This window comes from Streptomyces sp. ADI95-17 (assembly GCF_003846175.1).
Classification (GTDB): Bacteria; Actinomycetota; Actinomycetes; order Streptomycetales; family Streptomycetaceae; genus Streptomyces; species Streptomyces sanglieri.
In genome coordinates, this window is record NZ_ML123050.1 from 236191 (window position 1) to 256607 (window position 20417).

Here is a 20417-nt window from a genome sequence, read left to right on the forward strand (position 1 = left end):
CACAGGGGTAGCAGCGGCCGGACGAACTCCCACTCGGCCTCCGACAATTCATGGCGACGTAACACCCGACCATGACCCACCAAACAAGATCATTTGAAGACGCTGCCTAGGAGCGTGGATCGGTAACGAGCAATCCGTCGAGGGTTGGTGGTCGGATCTCTGGCGGTCTGGGGTTTGTCGGCGGTGTCGGGGCGGGTGCGGGGTGTGGTTGCAGTGGAGGGTGATGCTGCCGCCTGGGCGCTCAGGCTCGGGCGGCGGCCAGTCCGGGGGTTCCGACCTGGCCGAAGATCTTTCGCAGGTTGTGGCATGCGGTGAGTAGCCGCCATTCTGCGCGGGCGCCTGCTTCGCCGCGTAGCAGGAGCCTGCGGCCGTCTTGGCAGGTCATGATCTGCCCGAAGGCGGGTTCGACGATGGCTTTGCGTTGGGCGTAGGCGGCGCGTCCGGGTTTGGTGTGCAGTTTGCGGGCCATGCGCTCGCGCGCTGTGGCGTCGGCCGGGATGCGTCCGCGCGGGGCGGGGCTGACGCGTTCGTCGGGGCACAGGCGGCCGGTGGCCGTGAAGGTGTCGGTGCCGTGTTCTTCCTTGCGCTCGGCTGCGGCCTGGTGGTTCGCCTCGGAGCAGTAGCCCGCGTCGAGGAGCGCCTGACGTGCGTGGATTCCGGTGTTCGCGGCGGATTGGTCGAGCATGCCGGTGTAGTTGAGTGCGTCGGCGGGGTTGGTCGTGACGTCGGCGGCGGTGATGGTCTGGTGCGCGTCGTCCAACATGGCCTGGGCGTTGTAGGCCTGGACGAACGCGTCGGCCCCGTTCTTCATGATGCGCGATTCGGGGTCGGTGAAGTTGGCCTGCGTCTTGTCCTTCGGCCGCGCGGTTCCGGCCGCCAGGTCGCCGGCTTCGGCCACCGCCTCGGGTTCGTCGGTCCCGGCACGCCTTCGGCGTCGCCGCTCCTTGTCCCCGGCGTGCTTGCGGGCCTTCTCGGTGGCCTCGGCCTCGATCTACGCGCGGGCGGTCTGACACCTGGCCAGGCGCCTTTCCCTGCGGTCGAGTTCGGCGAGCAGGTCTGTGTCCTTGCCGTCGGACCCGAACCGCTCGTCCTCGGCGACATCTAGAGCCTCGGCGTCGGCCAGCAGGCCGGCGGCCGCCGCCTCCAGGCCGGCGATCTCGGCTTCGAGGCGTTCTTCCTTCTCCACCAGCCGGTTGTAGCTCATCGCCTTGTGCTTGGAGGCGTTGGCCTGCAGTTTCGTGCCGTCGAGTGCGACCCGGCCCATCTTGACCATGCCCAGTTGCTGCGCCAGGCACAGCGACTGGGTGAAGACCCCGGCCAGGGCGTCCGGGTGCCGGGCCCTGAACCGGGATATCGACCGGTAGTCCGGCCCCGCCCCTGCGGCCAGATAGCGGAAGGCCACATCATCGGCGCACTTGCGCTCGATCGACCGCGACGAGCGCACTCCGGTGGTGTACCCGTAGATCAGAAGCCGGACCATCAACTGAGCCTCCGTCAACTTGAAACCGCAGGTTAAAGGGCTGGTGTGCCAGTCTTCCGGGGTGCTCACGCTGGTCGTGGGTGGCAGCCTGCGGCGTAGATCGCCTGTCAGCCGATCGGCTCGATAGGTCCCGCGCTCGCCCCATCAAGTATCCAGTACGGCATGTAGTTGCTACTCTGGCAAGTAGATGCCGGAGCGGTAAAGAGGATGCCCCGGCGGTGACGGGAGGGGTGTGTCATGGGTGAACAGGTTGATGCAGCCGCGGCATTGAAGGGGATTGCGGGGATCGAGGCGACCGCGCGGGCGCGAAGCCACTGGTACGTCCGCTACCTGTGGCTATTCGCCGTCTGGCAGCTTGTCCTGGTACCTGCCGTGTTGCTCTGGCACGGGCCGACGGGGGCGCTGGTCAGCGCATCCGCGAACGGCCTCGTGGTCATGGGGCTGTCTCTTTTCGCCACGCGACAGCCTGTGATGCCGCACGGCTACGGCGGCCGGCACCTCAAAGTGATCGGCGTCTGGGCGGCTGCCTACGTCTTGGCCCTCGTGCTTGGCTTCACGGCCTTTGTGGGCAGCGTTGCCTTCGCGGCCGTGGCCGCTCTCGCATGCGCGTTGCCAGCTTCCGCGGCAGCCTGGCGGGAAGCGCGCGCCGTATGATGGCGGAAGCCTCGGCGGGCGCAGGACAGGGTCTTCACCCGCGACACGCACTCGCCCCTCTTCTGGCCTCGGCTGTGCGTCTGTCGATCGTGGCAGCTCTCGCTGCTGTGGAGAAGGCCGAGTTCGCCTACGTGCGGGATCTCGTGGAGATCACTGACTCCGCCTTGTCGAAACAGGTCTCGAGCCTGGAACAAGCAGGGTGGGTGACAGTCGAGAAGGGGCAGGTCGGACGTCGGCCGCGGACCTGGCTGCGTCTGACCGAGGAGGGAACAGGTGCTTACCGGCGCCACCTCGCCGCGCTTACCGCAATTGCGGGCCCACTGCAGTGAAGGGACATGCGCAGGGGGAACGGCTGGTCCCAGGTGGGAGCAGCCGTTCTCAGCCAGCTCGTCGGTTTCTCCACGGTGCTGTCCGGATGCCTCTTACCATCCGGGGATGCTGGATCCCGAACTGCTGGAACGGATCACCGCACGCGGTGCGGAACTGGACGAACTCGAAGAACAGCTGGACAAGCAGTTAGCCGAGGTACGGGCTGAGCGGGACGAACTCGCGGTCGCCGAACGGGTTCTTGAGCGCGTCAGCGAGCAGCTCGCTGACGAACGCGTCTCGGCCGCGCCGGCGCCCGGGCAGGTGGGCGGACGGGCGGTGATGCTGGTCCCGCACCGCGAGCCGGGCGTGGAGGAGACCATGCTCCCGCCGGACTACCAGCGCATTCTCGCCGCCGTTCGGCAGGCCGCCGGACCGGTCATGGCCCGGCAGGTCGGCGACGCGCTGGGGGTGGACGTCAGCGTGCGGGCCAAGCTGGAACCACTACGCAGCAAGCTGGTCAGACTCGTCGATCGCGGCTGGCTGCGGAAACTGCCCGACGGCCGGTTCACCACCCGCCTGTGACTGGGAACACTGTCGCCCGGAGCGGTGCGGCGCGACCGTAACCGGGGTGCCCCCGGCCACCGTTGGAATTGTGTGACGAAAACTAACGAACGCGCCGAGGAAACCTGCCCGCTTGTCTACCAGTGCCATCTGCCACTGTCCACGCGCACCGTCAACCACCTCGCCCACCTGCTGCGCCGCCATCTGAAGGCGATACGGTCCAGGTGGCGGATCCTGCCGCCGGGGAAGATCGCGGTGATCGTCCTGGCCGTGCTGCGTCACGACCAGCGCCTAGCCGACATGGCCGGTGGCAGCAACGTGTCCGAGTCCACGGTCCGCCGTTGGCGGGACGAGCTGATCGGACTGCTCGCCGCCCAGGCGCCGCGCCTGGACCGCGCCCTGATGAAGGTCGCCAAGCAGGGCGGGGAGGCGGTCCTGATCGACGGCACCCTCATCCGCACCCAGCGCCGCACCGGCAGGGCCGACCGACGGAACTACTCCGGCAAACACCGCAGCCATGGCCTGCACTTCCTCGCCCTGACCGACGAGAAGGGCCGTCTGATCTGGATATCCGCCGCCCGGCCCGGCCGCACCCACGACAACACCGCCGCCCGCCACGACCACATCCTGACCCACCTGCGCGCCGCCGGGCTCGGCGCCCTCGCGGACCTCGGCTTCCGCGGCCTGGACAACGACATCCACGACCCCGTGATCGTCACCGGCTACGCCGCCAGCCGCACCCACAAGCTCACCCCAGGCCAGAAGGGCGCCAACCGCGTCCTCGCCGTCGGACGCGCACCGGTCGAGCACGGCTTCGCCCACCTCAAGAACTGGCGGATCCTCACCAAGCTCCGTACCGATCCAGCCCGGGCCACCCGCCTCCTGCGCGCTCTGCTCGTCCTGACGAACCTCGAAATCAACCGCTGACGGATGATCTTCTCCGCAGACCCCCGCCCACGACCAGCACGAGTACCCCGAGGACCGATCACACCAGCCCTTTGACCTGGGACTTCAAATTGGCGGCAACTCACTGCGGGTCATACGGCGGGAACCCGCGCTTCTCGGTGCAGGACGCCAGGATCGGGCCCAGGTCGAGCACCTCGTCGACCAGTTCGGCCACGAATCGGGCCAGATGCCCCTCGGGCAGCTACTCATCCCGTGTCGGCGGCAGCATCAGCATCTGATCGGGGACGAACGCCCGGACGGTCTTCTTCACCGCCACCGTCGGCGCGGTCTCCGGCTTCACCACCGCCGCCGGATCCACCTCGAACAGGCCGTCCCCACCAGACATACCAGGATTCTCCCATATGGAAGATCACGAACAGGAGGCGGCGTCGGGCTCAACTGCCTGACTGACCGCCAATGTCCGCGGCCAGAGCCGCGTAGATGTACTCGCTGCCCCAGCGATCCCCGTCGAGGTCGTTCTCGACCAGGTGCGCCTCCCGGCGCATCCCGAGGCGCTCACAGACCCGCACAGACCCGGTGTTCTCCACATCCAGCCGTGCGTAGAGCCGGTGCACGCCCAGCGTGTCGAAGGCAAACCCGGCCAGCGCCGCGGCCGCTTCGCTCGCGTAGCCGTGCCCCTGGTGCCCTGGGTCGAGAGTCCAGCCGATCTCGGCCTGGGCGGCGCGGGCATCGGCCAGGGCGAGACTCACCTCGCCAAGGACGCCGGGCTCATCGCGTCGGCAGACAGCGAGCGCCAGCTTGTCCCCGTCGGCGCGCCAGGCCGTCTGCGCCGCGCGCTCGGCGGCAACCTGCTCGCTGCGCTCACGCGTGTGCGCCGGCCGGTACAAGTAGCGCGCCACGCTCGGCAGGCTTTGGTAGGCGTACAGGTCGTCGGCGTCGCCGGGAGTGAACAGACGCAGCGACAACCGGGCCGTGGTCAACGGCAGCAGCGAGGTGACGTCCATGCGGACCTCCGGGACGCGGATGTGGATCAAGTTGCGGACTGATTTTCGCATCACGGCTGCCCGGCAGCCACGCCTTTTCAAGAGCAGCGCTCGGCAGCCGCACTTCACCACGAGGCGCGGCATTCCAGGAGTTGTTTACTGACCCACACTCCTAGCCGGGCTCGCCTGAGCACCGAATCCGTGCTGGCCGCAGCCACGGACACCGCCCCTCCTCACCCACCGGCATGTACCGGCAGTCTTCCCCGCCCACGAACGGTTCAGCAGGCCCTCACCAACCCTTTCCCCCGTACGCTTGGCCAAGCGGCTGGGCCGATCCCCTTCGACCGATCTCCCGCGAGATCGCCCGCAACGGCGGCCGGGGGCGTTACCGTGCTGCGTCCGCCGATGCGGCCGCCTACGGGCGCGGGCGCCGGCCCAAGCCAGAGGTTTTTCCTCTGCCGGCGCCTCGGCGAACGCTGCACGCTCGCCGACGCCCTCCGTGGACTCAACCGGACACTTCGGTGGTTCGTACGTCCGGGGTCGGTTCGACGGCGAGGAGCGGGTGCTCGCTGCCGAGCTGGTCGTCCCCCGCAAGGCGGGCTCGGCCGCAGCAAACCCGCCGATGACACCGGGCCGCACACCAGGCTGAACGAGGGGTAGCCGCTCGATGGCAACGCCACGACCGGCTACCTGAGCCGACTCAGGCACCGGAGGTGGCCGACTCCGTACCCTGGCGGCATGCGTATGCGCCCCACTCTGCACTGGACACCTCCCGAGGATCTGCCACCGGGCACCACGGATCCGGGACCGGTCATCGATGCACTGAGCGCCGGCGGTGTGCTGGTGCTCAGCGGGGCGGGCATCTCCACACAGTCGGGCATCCCCGATTACCGGGGCGAGGGCGGCAGCCTCAGCCGACACACCCCGATGACCTACCAGGACTTCACCGCGAGCGCCCAGGCCCGGCGCCGGTACTGGGCGCGCAGCCACCTCGGCTGGCGCGTCTTCGGCCGCGCATTGCCCAACGTCGGGCACCGGGCCGTAGCCGCGTTCGGGCAGCACGGCCTGCTCTCCGGGGTGATCACGCAGAACGTCGACGGCCTGCACCAGGCCGCCGGCAGCGAGGGCGTCGTGGAGCTCCACGGGAGCCTGGGCCGGGTCGTCTGTCTTTCCTGCGGTGCTCTCAGTCTGCGGCCTGAACTGGCCCGGCGGCTGGAGGAGGCCAATGCCGGCTTCGCGCCGGTGGCCGCGGGAATCAACCCGGACGGCGACGCCGACCTCACCGACGAACAGGTGGGAGACTTTCGCGTGGCGCCGTGCACGGTCTGCGGCGGCATCCTTAAACCGGATGTGGTGTTCTTCGGCGAGGCGGTTCCGCCGCAGCGGGTCGAGCACTGTCGCGAGCTGGTCCGTGCGGCGGCCTCCCTGCTCGTCCTGGGTTCCTCGCTGACGGTGATGTCCGGCCTCCGGTTCGTCCGCCAGGCGGCCCGGGCCGGAACACCGGTACTGATCATGAACCGGGACCCGACCCGGGGCGACGCACATGCCCTCACCCGGGTCGCGCTCCCGCTTGGCACGGCTCTGACCACCGTGGCCGACCGACTGGGCATTCCCGTCGACGATCAGACGGTGGCCTGAGCGAGGACATGACGGCGGCGGGGTGACGCCGGAACTCGTCCGCGTCGGCCCATCTCGGCGCCGCGCGGCGGGTAAAGACGCAAGACCCGAGTGCTGTGACCGGGAACGTTCACCGGGTGTATAGGGTGAGCTGGTGTTTTCGGATATAGCCCCGTGGAGCTGTTCGCCGCGATACCAGTGGCGCTTCTCATCCTCAGCGCGCCGTCGATCGTCGCCTACCGCAGGAAGGTGCAGCGTCTGCGGCCAGCCATCGTGGTCAACGTCATCGGCGCCTTCACCGGTCTGTTCTGGTTCGTAGCCCTGTTCATGGCGGTGTCGATGCGCACCCGCGACTCCGACCCGACACCGCCGGCGGACGAACATCTCGCCCCCTGAGTCCTGAGTTCCTGTTTCCGGCCTGCCCAGAAGTAGCCTGCTGAACGTGATGCTCCACGTAGGGCGAGATATGCGTTCATCTCACTGAATGGCATCTTCGGTGCGGGCAAGACCACCACCGCAAAAGAGCTGATCCCGCGTATCCCGGATTCGAGGCTCTTCGATGCCGAGAAGTCGGGGAAATGCTCTGGCATGTACCGGGAGTACCCGAAAGGGACTTTCGGGACTTTCCGCCATGGTGAGGGTTGGTGGAGACGGCGCGACAGGTACTCGACCACGTGGGCGGAACTCTGGTGGTCACGCAGACGATCCTGGTCGAGCAGTACTGGCGGGAAATCCATGACGGTCTGACGGCGGCTGGCATCCCCGTGCATCACTTCTTGCTGGACACCGGCCAGAAAACGCTGGCCGAGCGCATCGAAACTGACACCAAGCCAGAGGGCATTGACGCTCGTCAGTGCGTCTTGACCACTTGGCCGACCATGAGCGAGCCCTGTCCTGGCTCCGTCAGGAGGCCCAGGTGATGAACACCTCGATGATGGGCAGCGGCCCGTCGTGGTCGAGCCATGCAGCCCCGCGGGTCAGCCGTGAGTGCGGCCGGTCCCACGCCCGCGCGGTCGCCTTCCCATAGAGCCGGGTGTCCGTGGCCGTCACGGCCTGCTCGATGCCCCAGGTCGCCGGGTCGCCAGGTAGCCGGGTCGCCGGGTCGCCGGGTCGCCGAAGACGAACTCGCCGCCGTGCTTGGGCAGGCGGCCGCCCTTGGGGTTGGCCAGGCTGAACTCCTTGCGGGAGGGTGCCGGACGCCGCATCACCCGGTCTGAACGGAGCCGGCCGAGGATCTCCAGGGGCAGGTCATCCAGCAGGTGGGCGATGCGCGGGGTGTCGTATCCGGTGTCCAGCACGACCAGGACCTTCGGGTCACCCGGCCGCCACTGGTCGGCGGCGACGAGCCTCTCGACGACCTCGCGAATCTGCACCGTGGTCACCGCGGCGACGTCGGCGCCGGGCTCCAGACGGACAGCGTCCCAGGACGCATTCGTCGGCGTGAAGCACAGGTCGACCTTGTTCTTCTCCGCCCAGCGGCGGATGCGTCAGTTCTTGCCCCGTCTGCTGCGGGCCGGACCCGCAGGCCGGTGTTCATCACCTACCACCGCCCCGTCCCGAGGAAGGTCGCCGGCCCCCGCGACGTGTGCCCGGACACCGGCCTCGCCCGCCTCTCCTACGGCCGGGCCCGCGCCTTACTGGACGAGCACACCGCCGTGCGCGGCCGGACACCGGCTGGGACCTGCACGAGCACCGTCACCCGGCCCTGACCCACCTCGGAGAGCAGGGCACCTCCCTTCTGATACCGAAGGCCAAGTCCCCAACAAGAAGCCGAAGAACGTCCGCCGCTACTTCAAGCCCTCACCCGAGGCGATCTCGAAACTGACCAGCCTGCTCGCCCCCCGGCAAAGCGCGGCGCTGAGTCACCTGTTTGGGCCAAACGCGCGAACTGGGGCCCTTTCAAGTCAACTTGAAGCGGTCTGTTGTCGCCATTTCCCTTCGCAACTCAGACTGTCATCGGCCACTACTGGGGTGGCCCTGGTAAGCCGGACGGAGCGGGTCAATGGCGTTCTTGGACGTGTCGAAGATCGATCGTCGCGTGCGGAATGAGGTGAAACAGCGGGGCTTGTTCCTCGTCTCGCCCGACGAGGACGAAGTGGATGTCTTCGTCTTCGTGTGTACCGACCCGAACCCGAAAGACTGCGGGTTCACCAGGGTGGGGCAGGTGGTCGGGACCGGGACGTCGGGCAATTTCTGCCACCCCTACGTGATGGACGGTGTGGACACGGAGCCGGCGGTTTCGCTCACGATGCTCCGGGGGATCTTCGCGAGCTGGGAAGACGGGATCAAGGCTGTGCTCGTTGCGTACGACGAGTGGCACTGACGTGAACCACGTGTAGGAAGTTGAGGCTTTGCGTTGGGGCGGGATCGTCCGGTGACGGGGGCTCAACTCGGGGGCAATCAAGCGCCGCACCGGTCGGAATCGTCTGAGTCATCGGACTCCGCGTCGGTCCTGTTCACGGTGCCGTCCGTGCTGGTCAACGAGCCGGGACCCGAAGAAGGCCCAGTGCGGCTTTCCCCGGCCGACCGCGCGGTCACCCGTCGTCGGTGGCGTGCCTGTCGCGCATGGGCCGCAGCCCGCCGGGCAGCTCGGGAAGCTGGAAGGAATACCGACCCAGCACGTTGTTGTGGTGGCGCACGAACGGGGACAGCCGGGCGACGTCCTCGTCACGGATCTCGAAGCCGTCCTCGCGGATCTGAGCGACGGCGGCGTCCGTGTACCGGGTGTTGAAGAGGACCAGGGCATCGAGGACGAGGCCGAGGGCACCGATCTGGTCCTCCATACCGTCCTGGCAGCGGTGGTAGAGCTGCCCCGCCCGGCCGTGGAAGACCTTCCGCGCGAGCGCGTTGCGGCCCTCCCGGAGCTTGGCCTGCACCTTGATCTGGCGGCGGTAGTCGGGCTCGTCGGCCAGGCGCAGGATGTGCAGCGTCTTCGCGGCCTGCCAATCGCGGCGGGGCGGGTGGTGGCCGTCTGGAAGACGAAGTCCTCGTCGTCACGGTCGAGTGGTCGGGGACGGTCTCCCGCCCAGCGAGGATCCAGGCAGGCCAGCCCGGTCTTGTTGAACTTGTGGACCACGTCACGGACGGTGTCCTCGTAGGCCTGGACGAGCCGGGCGATGACGGGGACGGAGTTCCCGTCTGCCGAGGCCAGCAGCAGCATCACCCTGCAGAAGCGCACCCGTGCCGTCACTACCCCGTCGCGACTCCTGCCCCTCCTGTTCGGCCAACGTGCGAACCCTGACCGGCTGTACCGTCCTGGGCGCCCTGTCCGAAGAAGGCGCTGCGGGTGCCCACCCCCTGCCAACCGAGGGCCGAGCCGACCGAGACAACCCGGCACGCCCCGCCATCGTCCCCGCCCCGGCGCCCATCGCCCCGGACCTGTCCAGAGCGGACATGCGCATGTCTTTGGCGAAGCTGGCCGAGTGTGAGTTCGAGGCGTCCGGAACGATGTGTCCGTGCATGCTGACGATCAGGTTGGCGAGGCCGCCTTCGCCGGCCATGTGCCAGGCCGGTGGGCGCATGCTCGACATCGAGAGCGAGGCCGACGAGGAACTGATGCGGTTCACCCGTCAGAAGGTGGCCGAGGCCATGAAGTCGGGCATCGACGCACTCGGCAACCGGGCCGTGCCCGTCATCGACAACCTTGTGCACCGCTTCGCCGAGGTGTTCGAGCGCTCCCCTGACACGAAGTTCCGGGAATGGATGGCCAAGCAGTTCGAAGAAGCGCACGATCCCGGGGTGGATCGGTACCGGCGGCTGGTGTGGCTCGTCAACGGCCGGCAGGGGGTGCCGAAGCTGATCCCGGTCTGCCCTTGGTTCGTCCAGGCCCTGCGAAGCAACGGGGACGCGTGGCCATCGCGGTTGAGGCCGTCCCGTGACGCCCGGTCGGACCTCCGGCCGAGCAGGACACTTCTTCCAGGGCCCTGCGGAGCGGGTCAACGCTGTCCGGACCGCGCGGAGCGGGGCGGGGCAATTCGCGTACTCGGCGTGCTATTTCTCGGCACCCCTGCCGTCCGCGCACCCGCCGGCAGGGGTCGACCCACGTGGTCGGCAGAGGCCGGTGATCGGTCACGGACGAAAGTAGACGCCGCAGGACGTCACCGGTTTGCCGTTCGCATCGTCGAGGCAGACCCCGACGTACGAGCCGCCGCCGACGACATCCGCGGGAAGTGTGGCGGGCACCGAAGTCACCGTGTTGCAGTGCGTACTGCTGCTCCTGGCGCCGAGCGGGTTGGCATAGCCGTCGAACACGCTGTACCACGCTCTGCGGCAGCCGACCGACTTCAACGTCCCGGTGAAGTCCACCGACCGGTTGTACCAGGTCAGGGTGCCGGAGATATAACTTCCGGCGCCGTCGGAGACCTTGACCGAGGTGGTGGGGTAGGCCGCTGCCGTGGCCGGAGTCGATGCAACGGCCGGCACGGTCAGCGCCGTGGACATGACCAGGCCCGCTGCGGTGAAGAGTGTGAGAGCGGATCGACGCAACACGACGTATGTCTCCTTCGGCGCGAGTTGCGGGATGACGCCACAAGGCTGCCCGCAGCCCTCGCCCATCAACCCTGACGAAGGCCGGCATTCCGCCGCCGGAGGAGGTATCCCTGTGACCGGCTTCTACAGCCGGTCACGCCCCGATCCATCGGACAGCCCTGACTAGGACTGAGGTCCCAGGCGTACAGGGAGAGCTTTCAGGTGCCAGTTGACGGGGTTGGTGCCGCGTTGCAGGTGTTTCGGGTCGGTGGTGAGCTGCAGGTCGGGGAAACGGCTGAGCAGCGCGGTCAGAGCCACGGCGGTCTCTTCCTGGGCGAGGTGCGCACCCAGACAGCGGTGTGCGCCGTGTCCGAATCCGAGGTGGGACTCCCTGCCACTGCGGGTGCGGCCGAGGTCGAGGCGGTCAGGGTCTGCGAAGGCGGCCGGGTCGCGGTTGGCTGCGGAAACGATCGGGAGGACGGCTTCCCCGGCACGTACGGGGGTGTTGCCGACAGTGGTGTCGCAGGTGGCGTAGCGGGGCAGCGCGCGTACCACAGGGCCGCAGTAGCGCATGAGTTCGTTGACGGCGTGTGGCATGAGGGTGGTGTCTTCGCGCAGCAGGGCTAGCTGGTCGGGGTGAGTGAGGAGCGCTTCGGTGCTGTTGGCGATGAGGTTGACGGTGGTGATGTGTCCGGCGACGACGAGGTTGGTGATGAGGGCGACCAACTCGTCGGTGCTCAGCCGGTCATGGTGATGGGGCGCGACCAATTCGGAGATGAGGTCGTTGCCGGGGTGGTCGGCATGGTGGTCGACGAGGGCGTGGGCGTCCTCGACCATGCCGGCGAGCGCGGCGCCCAGTTCGTCACCGCAGATACCGGCGGTCAGTGTGGCGCTCCGTTCCCGCCAGCGGTCGCGGTCGGTTTCGGGGACGGCGATGAGTTCACAGATGACAGTGATGGGCAACGGACGGGCGAAGTGCTCGACGAGGTCGACGACTCCGTTCTCCGCGTGGCCCGGCAGGCGGTCGAGCAGTTGGCCAGCAATTGCCTCGATCCTGGGGTGCAGTGCGGCCACACGGCCTGGGGAGAACGCGGCGGTCACCAGGCCGCGGATACGTCGGTGATCGGTGCCGTCCGCGTCGAAGATTCCGGCGCGCAGATACTTCTCGTGCCCCGAGTACATACCGCGGGCCTGCCAGGTCTGTTCGGTGCGGTGAGCCACCGGTGCGCCGGGGACGGTCGCGGCGTCAATGGTGAAGCGGGAGTCGCTCATGACCGTACGGATGTCCTCGTGGCGGGTGGCCACCCACATCAAATCGACACCTTGCACACGCCCCCGCACCATCCGCTCCCCTTCACGGACGGGCGCGTAGGCGGCGAACGGATCACGAACCAGCTCTTCATCGGCCAGGTCCAGTGGTTCTCCGTCGGTCTCGGTGGTGCCATGGTTCTCAGCAGTCACGTCGAAGCCTCCATAGCAGGTGATCGTTCAGTGACGGCATCATGTGCAAGGACCGCCCTCCGTATCCCTCCAAGGGCACCAATCCCTCGAACGAATGCTTGCGATGGTGCGGGGATCGACGGCTTCGCCGGGGGCGCCTTCTCGCCGCAGTGCTGTGCTGTGCTTCTACGAGCGACTTCTCCGGCTCACCATGTCGGGCGGCGGGGTCCGGATCCCGGCCCCGCGTCGGGGGCGTGCCGGCCGAGCTGTTGCACACAGGCATCCCGCGCCGCAGCGGAGAGCAGGTCGCGCGAGCGGGTGAAAAGCCGGTGCAGGGCGGCACCGTGGCGGTCGGCGAGGCCGGCGTTGTGCGCCAGCACGTCGAGTTCGTTGGCGGCAGTGATCTCCAGGAAGGCGCGCACGTCCGGTTCGGGTGGGGTGTACTCACGGCCGGTGAAGCGGTCACGGAAGACCACCGGTCGCCCGTTCGCCAATCGCGGATACACGACGCTGCGGTCACAGCTCGCGTAGAGGTGAACCAGCGCCTCGGCCCGTTCGCCGATCAGGTCGGCGAGGAGTGCGCGCTCGGTGGTGTCCACCAGGGCTTGGTCGAACCCGTCGGTTCCGTATGCCCCGTGGCACAGTCCTGCGGCCTGCAGGTCCGGATCGGCGCCCCACGCGCCCAGCAGGCGTGCGACGCGGATCAGGTGGTCCAGGAGAGTTCCGCCGGGGTGGGGCGTCTCGCCGGCACCCCGGGCACGCAGGAACTTCTCGGCTGCGGGCCACACCGCCGCAGGGCCGCAAACGCTTTTCGGGTCGCCGCCGTCGGACGGGCCGGTCGGCCGCATCAGGCCACCTGGTTCGCCTGATGAGCCACTTCGGCAACCAGCCGGGCCGTGGCCGGGGTCTCGATCCCGTGGGCGGCTCCGGCGCGGAGGACTGCCCCGCCGATGGCATCGAGTTCGAACGGGCGTCCAGCCTCGACGTCGCGCTGCATCGAGGACTTCATCGTGTGCGGGGCACGGTCGAAGAACGAGAGCACGGTGTCGGTCGTCACTGGTGCCCCGGCGGCCTGTGCCACCGAGGTGATTTCGTCGAGCACGGCGAGCAGTTCCGGGCGCCGATCGCTGCGGACGGTTCCGACGTCGCTCCGGTGCCGGGTGGTCAGCAGGGCGAACGGGGCAAGGAAGGCGAGCTTGTCCCAGAGCATCGCGGTCTCGTCGGTGCGCAGGGTCACGCCGAGGCCTGCGTGCCGCAAATGGTCCGCGAAGTCGTCGAACGGCGCTGCCAGTTCGAGGTTGGCGAAAGGGCTGGAGTGGATGACGCACCCCGGTGAGGTGCGGGTGGCCTCGACCCTGATCGTGCCCGCGACGACCCTGGCCGAGGGGTAGCGCCTGCGCAGCAGGGCGATGTGGTCGAGGCCGTTGAGCAGCGGGATCACGATCGCGTCGCCGAGGACAGAGGACGGGACGCGGTCGAGCGCTTGGTGCAGTGCGGTCTGCTTGACCGTCACGAAGACGGCGTCCACCGGCTCTCGCAACTGAGTGTCGGCCTCCACCGCTGCGGTGAAGTCCCCGTACTGGGCACTTTCGATGCGCAGGCCGTCCTGGCTCAGTACCGCGGCGGTGTCCTGGCCGGCCAGGCAGACGACGCGGTGACCGTCACGGGCGAGCAGCGCGCCGATCAGGCCCCCGACCCCGCCGGGTCCAAGGATGGCCACCGTCGATTTGCTTGTAGTCACGTGCGCTCCTGTCGTTCCTGGGTGAGTGCGGCGGGGCGGAGGGCCGCCGGTCGGCACTACTGGTGGACCACGGGTCGGCACCCGCCGTGCGTTCACCGCCTCCGGATCGGGTGAAAGCAGCGGGCGGGTTGCCGCCCTGGGCCCTGCAACGATGATCAAGCATCTCGGAAACCCAAGTCAATCCAGGCGTTTGCTGGAAAGACCCAAGCGATACCTTGGGTCGCATGACTCTTGACGATCTCCGTGTCTTCACCGCGGTCTGCCGGACCAGCTCACTGAGTGCGGCTGCCCGCGACCTGTCCTGCACGCAGTCTGCGGTCAGTCAGCATGTGAAGCGGCTTGAGCGGGAGCTGGGTCTGAGCCTGCTCGAACGGCACACGCGCGGGGTGGTGCCGACTCCCGCCGGGCGCGTGCTGTACGCGGCGGTCACCGAGGGCCTCGGCTGCATCGACCACGCACTGCGTCGGCTCGAAGAAGTGGCACGGGCGGAAGGCGGATCGGTGCGGGTCACGACAGGGGCCACGACCGTCCGGCACTTCATGTCCGCGGCCGTTGTCGACTTCCGACGGCGCTTTCCCCAGGCCAGCATCGAATTCCAGACCGAAACCTCCAGTCGGGGCTGCTTCGACGCGCTCACTGCCGGCGGCGTCGACCTCGCCTGGATCACCCTGGGGCCCGCGACTCGCACCATTGAGCAGCGCCCTGTTGTCGAGCTTCCCTGGTCGCTTGCCGTCTCGGCAGCCGATCCTCTGGCGGCCAAGGCCTTCCTGGAACCGGCTGACCTGCAGGACGCCCGGCTCATCGGACTCCCGGAGAACTCGACCTCCCGCCAGCAGCTTGGCACCTGGCTTGCCGAATCCGGGATCCGGCCGGTGTTTGACACCAGCGTCGCAGATTGGGACACCGCGATCCTTCTGGCCGAGCTGGGACTGGGCCACGCCGTCGTCCCGGCCCTGCCGGCCTGGAGCGGCCCCGGACACCCGGACCTGCGGCTGATTCCCATCCCCGCACTCCCTGCCCTCACAGCGGGCTGGGCGGTGCGCCGCTGGGACGCCCTCGCCCCGCTGGCCCGAGCGTTCGCCGAGACCGTCGCGCACCACTGCGGCACGCAGGCCGTCATGGGATAGACACCGGCTGAGGGTCGCGTCCGCGTCCAACCCTCAGTGGTGATCAGCCGCTCGATGCGCCAGGGTGCTCCATCGTTCGGCGGGCATGGACGCCGCCTCGTCCAGAAGTCGGTCCAGGCTGGTACGCAGGTCGGCGACGAGTTCGGCGCCACTGCGCCCGGCGCCTTCGTGCAGCACGCGGTCCAGCGTGACAGCGTCGGCGCGAGGGCCGGGCTGGGTTGCCGGTGCGGGCGAGGGTCAGCAGCCAGCGGTAGACGTCGGCGCTGCGGGCGAGGTGGGTGACGACGTGGCCGCGGCTCCAGCCGGTCAGCGACGGCGAGTACGCCGAGGAGGGCCTGGCGGACGGAGACGGGACGGCGGCGCTGAGCAGGGCGGCGGCCGGGGTGCTGGAGGCCGAGCGGGTGACCGAGCTGGAACAGCTCGGGATGGTGTGGTCCGAGCAGGAAGCGGCCTGGGCGGACGGGATCGCCGTCGCCAACCAGATACTTACTGTGATCGGGGTGCAAGTCGCTCGGCTTGGCTGAATAAGTGCGCAGGGCGCAAGGCCCGTCCGTACGGATGAGCCCTGCATGAGGCTCTCGTGGGACTGGGTCGGGTCAGAGCACGGCGACGTAGAACGCGGTGGCTGCGCCACCGGCGTCGGCGTTGCGGGTGGCCACCTGGACACCCTTCCCGTCAGCGCCGCCGCCTGCGATGGCGCGGAGGGGGTAGCCGAAACCGTCACGGCTGGGCGTAGGGCGAGTCCGCGCGAGTCCGTGCTCCGCCGCATCTGACGGATACCTGCCAAGTCGGGGATCCGCCAGGGCAGAACGGTCGACACGCAGGTTGCCTCCGCGAAAACTCTTCGCAGTACCCGGCACCACCCATCACCGGGTGCGCGGAGGAGAGTCATCCATGACCAGATTATCCGCGAGGCACAGAGCCCGGCTGCTGGCAGCGGGGCTGTCGCTCGTACTTCTGCCGGCAGGGCAGGCCGTCGCAGCAGGGGCGTTGGGGACGGCGGGGGCGGGCACCGACCGTGCCACGTCACCCGTGCACACACCGAGCACCGCGAGAACCGTCACCCTGATCACCGGTGACCAGGTGACCGTGACCGACCTCGGCGCGGGCCGGAAGTCGGTCTCCGTGGAGCGTCCCGACGGCGCGACCGGAGCGGTTCGCAGCGAGATGTCCGACGGCCGGATCACCGTCGTGCCCGACGAGGCCCGGCCCTACCTCCAGGCGGGCGTTCTCGACGCCGAACTCTTCGACGTCACCGCTCTGATCGAGCAGGGGCTCGGTGACCCGTCGTCCGACGGCCTCCCGCTCATCGTGACGTACACGAAGAACGCCCGCAGCACGACGCCCCGCGGAGCCCGCCAGGTCCGTGGTCTGCCCAGCTTGGGCGGTGCGGCCCTGGAGGCGTCGAAGTCCGGGGAGTTCTGGCGCACGGTCGCACCGGACATCACGTCCGGAGCGCGCAGCGCGACTTCGGGTCGTGTGCGTCTGTCGGGCGGCGTCGAAAGGATCTGGCTTGACGCACGCGTCGACGCCGCGATGGAGTCCAGCAACTCCCAGATCGGCACCCCCGCTGCCTGGGAGGCCGGGCTGACCGGCAAGGGTGTCAAGGTCGCCGTCCTCGACACGGGCGTGGACCTGACCCACCCCGATCTCAAGGACCGGGTGAGCGAGACCAGGAGCTTCATCGACGGGCAGGAGGTCGCCGACCGGAACGGACACGGCACGCATGTCTCGTCCACGGTCGGTGGCAGCGGCGCGGCGTCCGACGGCAAGGAGAAGGGCGTCGCGCCCGGCGCCACTCTCGCCGTCGGCAAGGTTCTCAACAACCAGGGGTCCGGCACCGAATCGCAGATCATCGCCGGCATGGAGTGGGCAGCCAAGGACGTCCACGCCAAGATCATCTCCATGAGCCTCGGATCGTCACAGGGCAGTGACGGCACCGACCCGATGGCCCAGTCGGTGAACACCCTCTCCAAGGACACGGGCACCCTGTTCGTGATCGCGGCCGGCAACGCATACTCCCCCGGCACCATCGGCTCCCCCGGCGCAGCCGACTCCGCACTGACGATCGGCGCGGTCGACTCCGCCGACCGGCGTGCCCCCTTCTCCAGCCAGGGCCCACGCTTCGGCGACAACGCGCTGAAACCCGACCTGTCCGCGCCGGGCGTGGACATCCTCGCGGCCCGTTCCCAGCTGGTGAGCGGCAGCGGCCCGTACACATCGAAGAGCGGTACGTCCATGGCCACCCCGCACGTCGCGGGCGTGGCGGCGCTGCTCGCCGAGAAGCACCCCGACTGGAGCGGACAGCAGCTCAAGGACGGGCTGATGAGCACTTCCAAGCAGATCAGCGGCACGTCGTACGAGGTGGGTGCGGGCCGCGTGGACGTCCCGTCCGCGATCGCCGCGCAGATCACCGCGACCGGCAGCGCCGACCTCGGCTTCTTCAGCTGGCCCTACGAGGCGAACAAGCCGGTCACGAAGACGCTGACCTACACCAACGCCTCCGACCGTCCGGTCACCCTGGCGCTGACCGCCGAGGGCGCTCCCGCCGGCGTGGTCACCCTCGCGGATGCCACCCTCACCGTGCCCGCACACGGCACCGCGCAGACCACGGTCACCGGTGACGGGACCTCCGCGCCCGTCGGCGCGACCTCCGGCCGGATCGTCGCCAAGAACGGTGACACGGTGGTGGCGCACACGGCCTTCGGCCTGACCAAGGAGAACGAGCGCTACACCCTCACCGTCCACGTCAAGGACCGCGACGGTGCCGCATCCGCCGCGTACCTGACCGTAAAGCAGCTGGCCATGGACGTGGATCCCATCCCTGCCGCGGTCGATGACTCCGGCACGCTCAAGCTGCGTCTGCAGCCCGGCATGTACGCCCTGTCCAGCTTCCTCGACGTGCGCGGCAGCAGGGGCAAGGACTCGCTCGGTCTCGGTCTGCTCACCGAGCCCGAGGTCACCATGGACCGGGACCGCGAAGTCACCCTCGACGGGACGAAGTTGCGGGAGATCCGGACCGAGGTGGACCAGCGGACCGAGACCCGTCAGCTGATTATGAAGTTCAACCGGTCCGCGAACGGCGCGTCCTTCGCGCCGGCCGTGCAGGTCCCGCCGAAGTACGACAGCATCTTCGCCGCACCGACCCGCAAGCCCGCCACGGGCACCTTCGAGTACCGGACCGTCTGGCGGCTCGGCAAGCCGCAACTCGATGTCGAAGCAGGCGGCAAGCGGCTCGGCGAGACGGCCGTGCAGTATGGGTCGGACATGTTCACCGGGCAGAAGCGGATGGCCCTGGTGGACGCGGGCGCCGGATCCACCGCCGACTACACCGGCAAGGACGTGGCGGGCAGAGCGGTCGTCGTGTGTCGCACCGACGCGATCACGACCGTCGAGTTGGCCCAGAACGCACGGGATGCGGGCGCCAGGGCTCTGTTCGTCACCGACGAGGCTCCCGGACGGCTGATGGCCGACTTCAGCGCGGCCGACGGGGAGACTCGTCCCCTGTACAGCGCGACGGTGAACGCGCAGGACGGGGCGCGACTGATCGAGGCCGCTCGGCTCGGCCGGGGCGTGGAACTGACCGGCACCGAGTTCACGCCTTATGTCTACGACCTCAGCAAGGGGTACTCGGGGGCGATCCCCGCTGATCTGACGTACCGGCCGGGCAAGAGGGAACTGGCCGTGGTCAACAACAAGTTCCACGCGCCGAAGGCCGCCGACGGCGGCGAGTTCCGCTACTCGATCACCGACAGCTTCCCCTACGGCATGGGATTCCAGGAGAAGATCAAGTTCCCCGCGGAGCGCACCGACTACGTCAGCGCAGGCCCCGACCAGGGCTGGCACGAGTCCATGTCCAGCGGCCCGGGTGCCCTGGAGGAGCGCAGCGGCATCGTGCACTACCGCGGCGGCACACGCTCCGGGACCGACTGGTTCAAGCCGGTCCTGCACCCGTGGCTGGGTACCGGTCTCGGCTGGGGCCAGCGTCGCGCGGGCAACGACCTGGAGTTCAACACGCCGGGCTGGGGCGACTCGGGACCGGACCACACCGGCTTCGGCGAAGTGTTCAACCAGAAGTCGCTGACCCAGTTCACCGAGGTGTACGTGGACGGGGTGCAGGTCGACCGGAAGAAGAGCTCGGGGGTGCACGCCTGGCGCGTCAAGCCGACCGAGCAGGACTTCAAGGTGGTCACCGACACCACGATGGACCCGGACGTCTGGCGGCTCTCCACGAAGGGCCACTCCGAATGGACCTTCAAGTCGTCCGCCACGCCGGCCGACCGGTGGACATATCTGCCGATGCTCAACCTCGGGTTCGACATCGACACCGACCTGCACGGTGATGTGCGAGCCGGAAAGCGCCTGGATCTCGGGATCTTCTCCGAATACGTCAAGGGCGCTTCGGACACCGGGAGGATCACCGGCTCCACTCTGGAGGTCTCCTTCGACGACGGCGCGACGTGGACATCCGTCGGACTCGACGGCGTACGGGGCAAGTCCGCTGCCTGGACCGGCTCCGTGCGGGTGCCGGACGACACGCAGTACATCTCCGTGCGGGCGTCGGCCGCCGACAACAAGGGCGGCTCGGTCGAGCAGGAGATCATCCGTGCGGTAGGCGTGCGGAAGTAACCGGCCGGGTGGGAGCCACGCAGTCGGCGGCGCGGCTCCCACCTGCCGTGTGCGCGGTGCAAAGGCCGCACCCTGCACGTAGTGCTGCTCATGGCACGCCCGGGCGGGCCGAGCGCCGTGCCCGGATTCTGGACACCGCTGTCGAGCACTTCGCGCAGTGGGTTCGTGGGTTCCATGCCTCGTCGCTCGCTCGGATCGCAAAGGACGTAGGGATCACGCAGGGCGGGGAGCGGCTCTTCGTGCGCGAGCCGCAGTCCGCCGTCGAGACCTTTCAGACGCTGCTCGGCCTCGCGGCGTACAACGCCGAGCGGCCTGGCCGCGACAAGATGGTCAACGCGCTGGTGGGTGAGGCGGGCGAGCGGGGCCACCCCGCGCACGACTTCTTCGTCGGCCGCTAACGCAGAGTCGTCGAGGCGATCGGCAGGGGCTTCGGGACGCCGTCGAGCGTGGTGAGGTCAGGCCCGACACCGGGCCGGAGGCGCCGGCCGCGGAGATCGCGGCGG

Annotated in this window: 18 protein-coding genes and 7 pseudogenes; 14 read left to right on the plus strand and 11 right to left on the minus strand. The window is 68.8% G+C overall.

The window, feature by feature from the left end; translation table 11 throughout:
• Positions 1 to 241 precede the first annotated feature (241 nt).
• Positions 242 to 1486: pseudogene (locus EES42_RS31805) on the minus strand (transposase); the annotation flags it as partial.
• A 231-nt stretch (positions 1487 to 1717) separates the two neighbouring features.
• On the opposite strand from EES42_RS31805, the gene EES42_RS31810 reads away from it, so the two are divergent.
• The 4 genes from EES42_RS31810 (at position 1718) to EES42_RS31825 (ending at position 3931) form a co-directional block, all read left to right on the plus strand.
• Positions 1718 to 2134, plus strand: a complete 417-nt coding sequence (locus tag EES42_RS31810) for a hypothetical protein (protein WP_124721735.1) — start codon at positions 1718 to 1720, stop codon at positions 2132 to 2134.
• Positions 2134 to 2463 carry a winged helix-turn-helix domain-containing protein gene (locus tag EES42_RS31815; RefSeq protein ID WP_164495431.1) on the plus strand — a complete coding sequence of 110 codons (330 nt, stop codon included), beginning with the start codon at positions 2134 to 2136 and terminating at the stop codon, positions 2461 to 2463. Before EES42_RS31810 ends, EES42_RS31815 begins: the two co-directional genes overlap by 1 nt.
• A 106-nt stretch (positions 2464 to 2569) precedes the next feature.
• Positions 2570 to 3025: a hypothetical protein gene (locus EES42_RS31820; RefSeq protein ID WP_206433676.1), complete on the plus strand. Its 456-nt coding sequence runs from the start codon at positions 2570 to 2572 to the stop codon at positions 3023 to 3025.
• Between the two features lie 72 nt (positions 3026 to 3097).
• Positions 3098 to 3931, plus strand: coding sequence for a transposase family protein (locus tag EES42_RS31825; protein WP_124721737.1), 834 nt, complete (start codon positions 3098 to 3100; stop codon positions 3929 to 3931).
• Positions 3932 to 4034: 103 nt separating this feature from the next.
• On the opposite strand, the pseudogene EES42_RS31830 reads toward EES42_RS31825, so the two are convergent.
• Both EES42_RS31830 and EES42_RS31835 read right to left on the minus strand, forming a co-directional pair.
• Positions 4035 to 4205 (minus strand): annotated as a pseudogene (locus EES42_RS31830) (IS1182 family transposase); the annotation flags it as partial.
• Between the two features lie 139 nt (positions 4206 to 4344).
• Positions 4345 to 4914: a GNAT family N-acetyltransferase gene (locus EES42_RS31835; RefSeq protein WP_124721738.1), complete on the minus strand. Its 570-nt coding sequence runs from the start codon at positions 4912 to 4914 to the stop codon at positions 4345 to 4347.
• Between the two features lie 286 nt (positions 4915 to 5200).
• On the opposite strand from EES42_RS31835, the pseudogene EES42_RS46535 reads away from it, so the two are divergent.
• The 4 genes and pseudogenes from EES42_RS46535 to EES42_RS31855 all read left to right on the plus strand — a co-directional run.
• A pseudogene (locus tag EES42_RS46535) lies at positions 5201 to 5336 on the plus strand (helix-turn-helix domain-containing protein); the annotation flags it as partial.
• Positions 5337 to 5631: 295 nt separating this feature from the next.
• A complete protein-coding gene (locus EES42_RS31845; RefSeq protein WP_124721739.1) occupies positions 5632 to 6531 on the plus strand; it encodes an NAD-dependent protein deacetylase in 900 nt (299 codons plus the stop codon).
• 153 nt (positions 6532 to 6684) lie between these two features.
• Entirely contained in the window at positions 6685 to 6906 is a 222-nt protein-coding gene (locus EES42_RS31850) for a superinfection immunity protein (protein ID WP_124721740.1), read from the plus strand.
• 78 nt (positions 6907 to 6984) lie between these two features.
• Positions 6985 to 7537 (plus strand): annotated as a pseudogene (locus tag EES42_RS31855) (ATP-binding protein).
• A 19-nt stretch (positions 7538 to 7556) separates the two neighbouring features.
• Here the strand turns inward: EES42_RS31855 and EES42_RS31860 are convergent.
• Positions 7557 to 7883 (minus strand): transposase, encoded by a 327-nt coding sequence (locus tag EES42_RS31860; RefSeq protein ID WP_241196713.1) that lies wholly within the window; start codon positions 7881 to 7883, stop codon positions 7557 to 7559.
• A 115-nt stretch (positions 7884 to 7998) separates the two neighbouring features.
• Between EES42_RS31860 and EES42_RS31865 the strand changes: the two are divergent.
• A pseudogene (locus EES42_RS31865) lies at positions 7999 to 8352 on the plus strand (site-specific integrase); the annotation flags it as partial.
• Between the two features lie 160 nt (positions 8353 to 8512).
• On the plus strand, positions 8513 to 8833 hold the full coding sequence (locus EES42_RS31870) for a hypothetical protein (RefSeq protein ID WP_124721741.1): 321 nt from the start codon (positions 8513 to 8515) through the stop codon (positions 8831 to 8833).
• 211 nt (positions 8834 to 9044) lie between these two features.
• Here the strand turns inward: EES42_RS31870 and EES42_RS31875 are convergent.
• The 6 genes and pseudogenes from EES42_RS31875 to EES42_RS31900 form a co-directional block, all read right to left on the minus strand.
• Positions 9045 to 9446: pseudogene (locus EES42_RS31875) on the minus strand (Tn3 family transposase); the annotation flags it as partial.
• Positions 9446 to 9737 (minus strand): annotated as a pseudogene (locus EES42_RS31880) (helix-turn-helix domain-containing protein); the annotation flags it as partial. The pseudogenes EES42_RS31880 and EES42_RS31875, both read right to left, overlap by 1 nt.
• An 841-nt stretch (positions 9738 to 10578) precedes the next feature.
• On the minus strand, positions 10579 to 10998 hold the full coding sequence (locus tag EES42_RS31885; RefSeq protein ID WP_241196714.1) for a hypothetical protein: 420 nt from the start codon (positions 10996 to 10998) through the stop codon (positions 10579 to 10581).
• Between the two features lie 162 nt (positions 10999 to 11160).
• Positions 11161 to 12438, minus strand: coding sequence for a cytochrome P450 family protein (locus EES42_RS31890; protein WP_241196715.1), 1278 nt, complete (start codon positions 12436 to 12438; stop codon positions 11161 to 11163).
• Positions 12439 to 12623: 185 nt separating this feature from the next.
• Positions 12624 to 13265 carry a DUF6817 domain-containing protein gene (locus EES42_RS31895; protein ID WP_241196716.1) on the minus strand — a complete coding sequence of 214 codons (642 nt, stop codon included), beginning with the start codon at positions 13263 to 13265 and terminating at the stop codon, positions 12624 to 12626.
• The gene (locus tag EES42_RS31900) at positions 13265 to 14158 is read right to left on the minus strand and encodes a ketopantoate reductase family protein (RefSeq protein WP_241196717.1); all 894 of its coding nucleotides are present in this window, start codon (positions 14156 to 14158) and stop codon (positions 13265 to 13267) included. Before EES42_RS31900 ends, EES42_RS31895 begins: the two co-directional genes overlap by 1 nt.
• Positions 14159 to 14382: 224 nt before the next feature.
• On the opposite strand from EES42_RS31900, the gene EES42_RS31905 reads away from it, so the two are divergent.
• Entirely contained in the window at positions 14383 to 15285 is a 903-nt protein-coding gene (locus tag EES42_RS31905; protein ID WP_124721742.1) for a LysR family transcriptional regulator, read from the plus strand.
• Between the two features lie 33 nt (positions 15286 to 15318).
• Here the strand turns inward: EES42_RS31905 and EES42_RS45080 are convergent, their stop codons facing one another.
• Positions 15319 to 15462: a hypothetical protein gene (locus tag EES42_RS45080; RefSeq protein WP_164495404.1), complete on the minus strand. Its 144-nt coding sequence runs from the start codon at positions 15460 to 15462 to the stop codon at positions 15319 to 15321.
• Positions 15463 to 15563: 101 nt separating this feature from the next.
• Here EES42_RS45080 and EES42_RS31910 point away from each other — a divergent pair, with 101 nt between their 5' ends.
• From EES42_RS31910 to EES42_RS45085, 3 genes are all read left to right on the plus strand, one after another.
• A complete protein-coding gene (locus EES42_RS31910; RefSeq protein ID WP_124721743.1) occupies positions 15564 to 15809 on the plus strand; it encodes a hypothetical protein in 246 nt (81 codons plus the stop codon).
• 370 nt (positions 15810 to 16179) lie between these two features.
• Complete coding sequence (locus EES42_RS31915; protein ID WP_124721744.1) at positions 16180 to 19914, plus strand: S8 family serine peptidase; 3735 nt, start codon at positions 16180 to 16182, stop codon at positions 19912 to 19914.
• Between the two features lie 239 nt (positions 19915 to 20153).
• Positions 20154 to 20312: a hypothetical protein gene (locus EES42_RS45085; protein ID WP_164495405.1), complete on the plus strand. Its 159-nt coding sequence runs from the start codon at positions 20154 to 20156 to the stop codon at positions 20310 to 20312.
• The last annotated feature ends 105 nt before the right edge of the window (positions 20313 to 20417 follow it).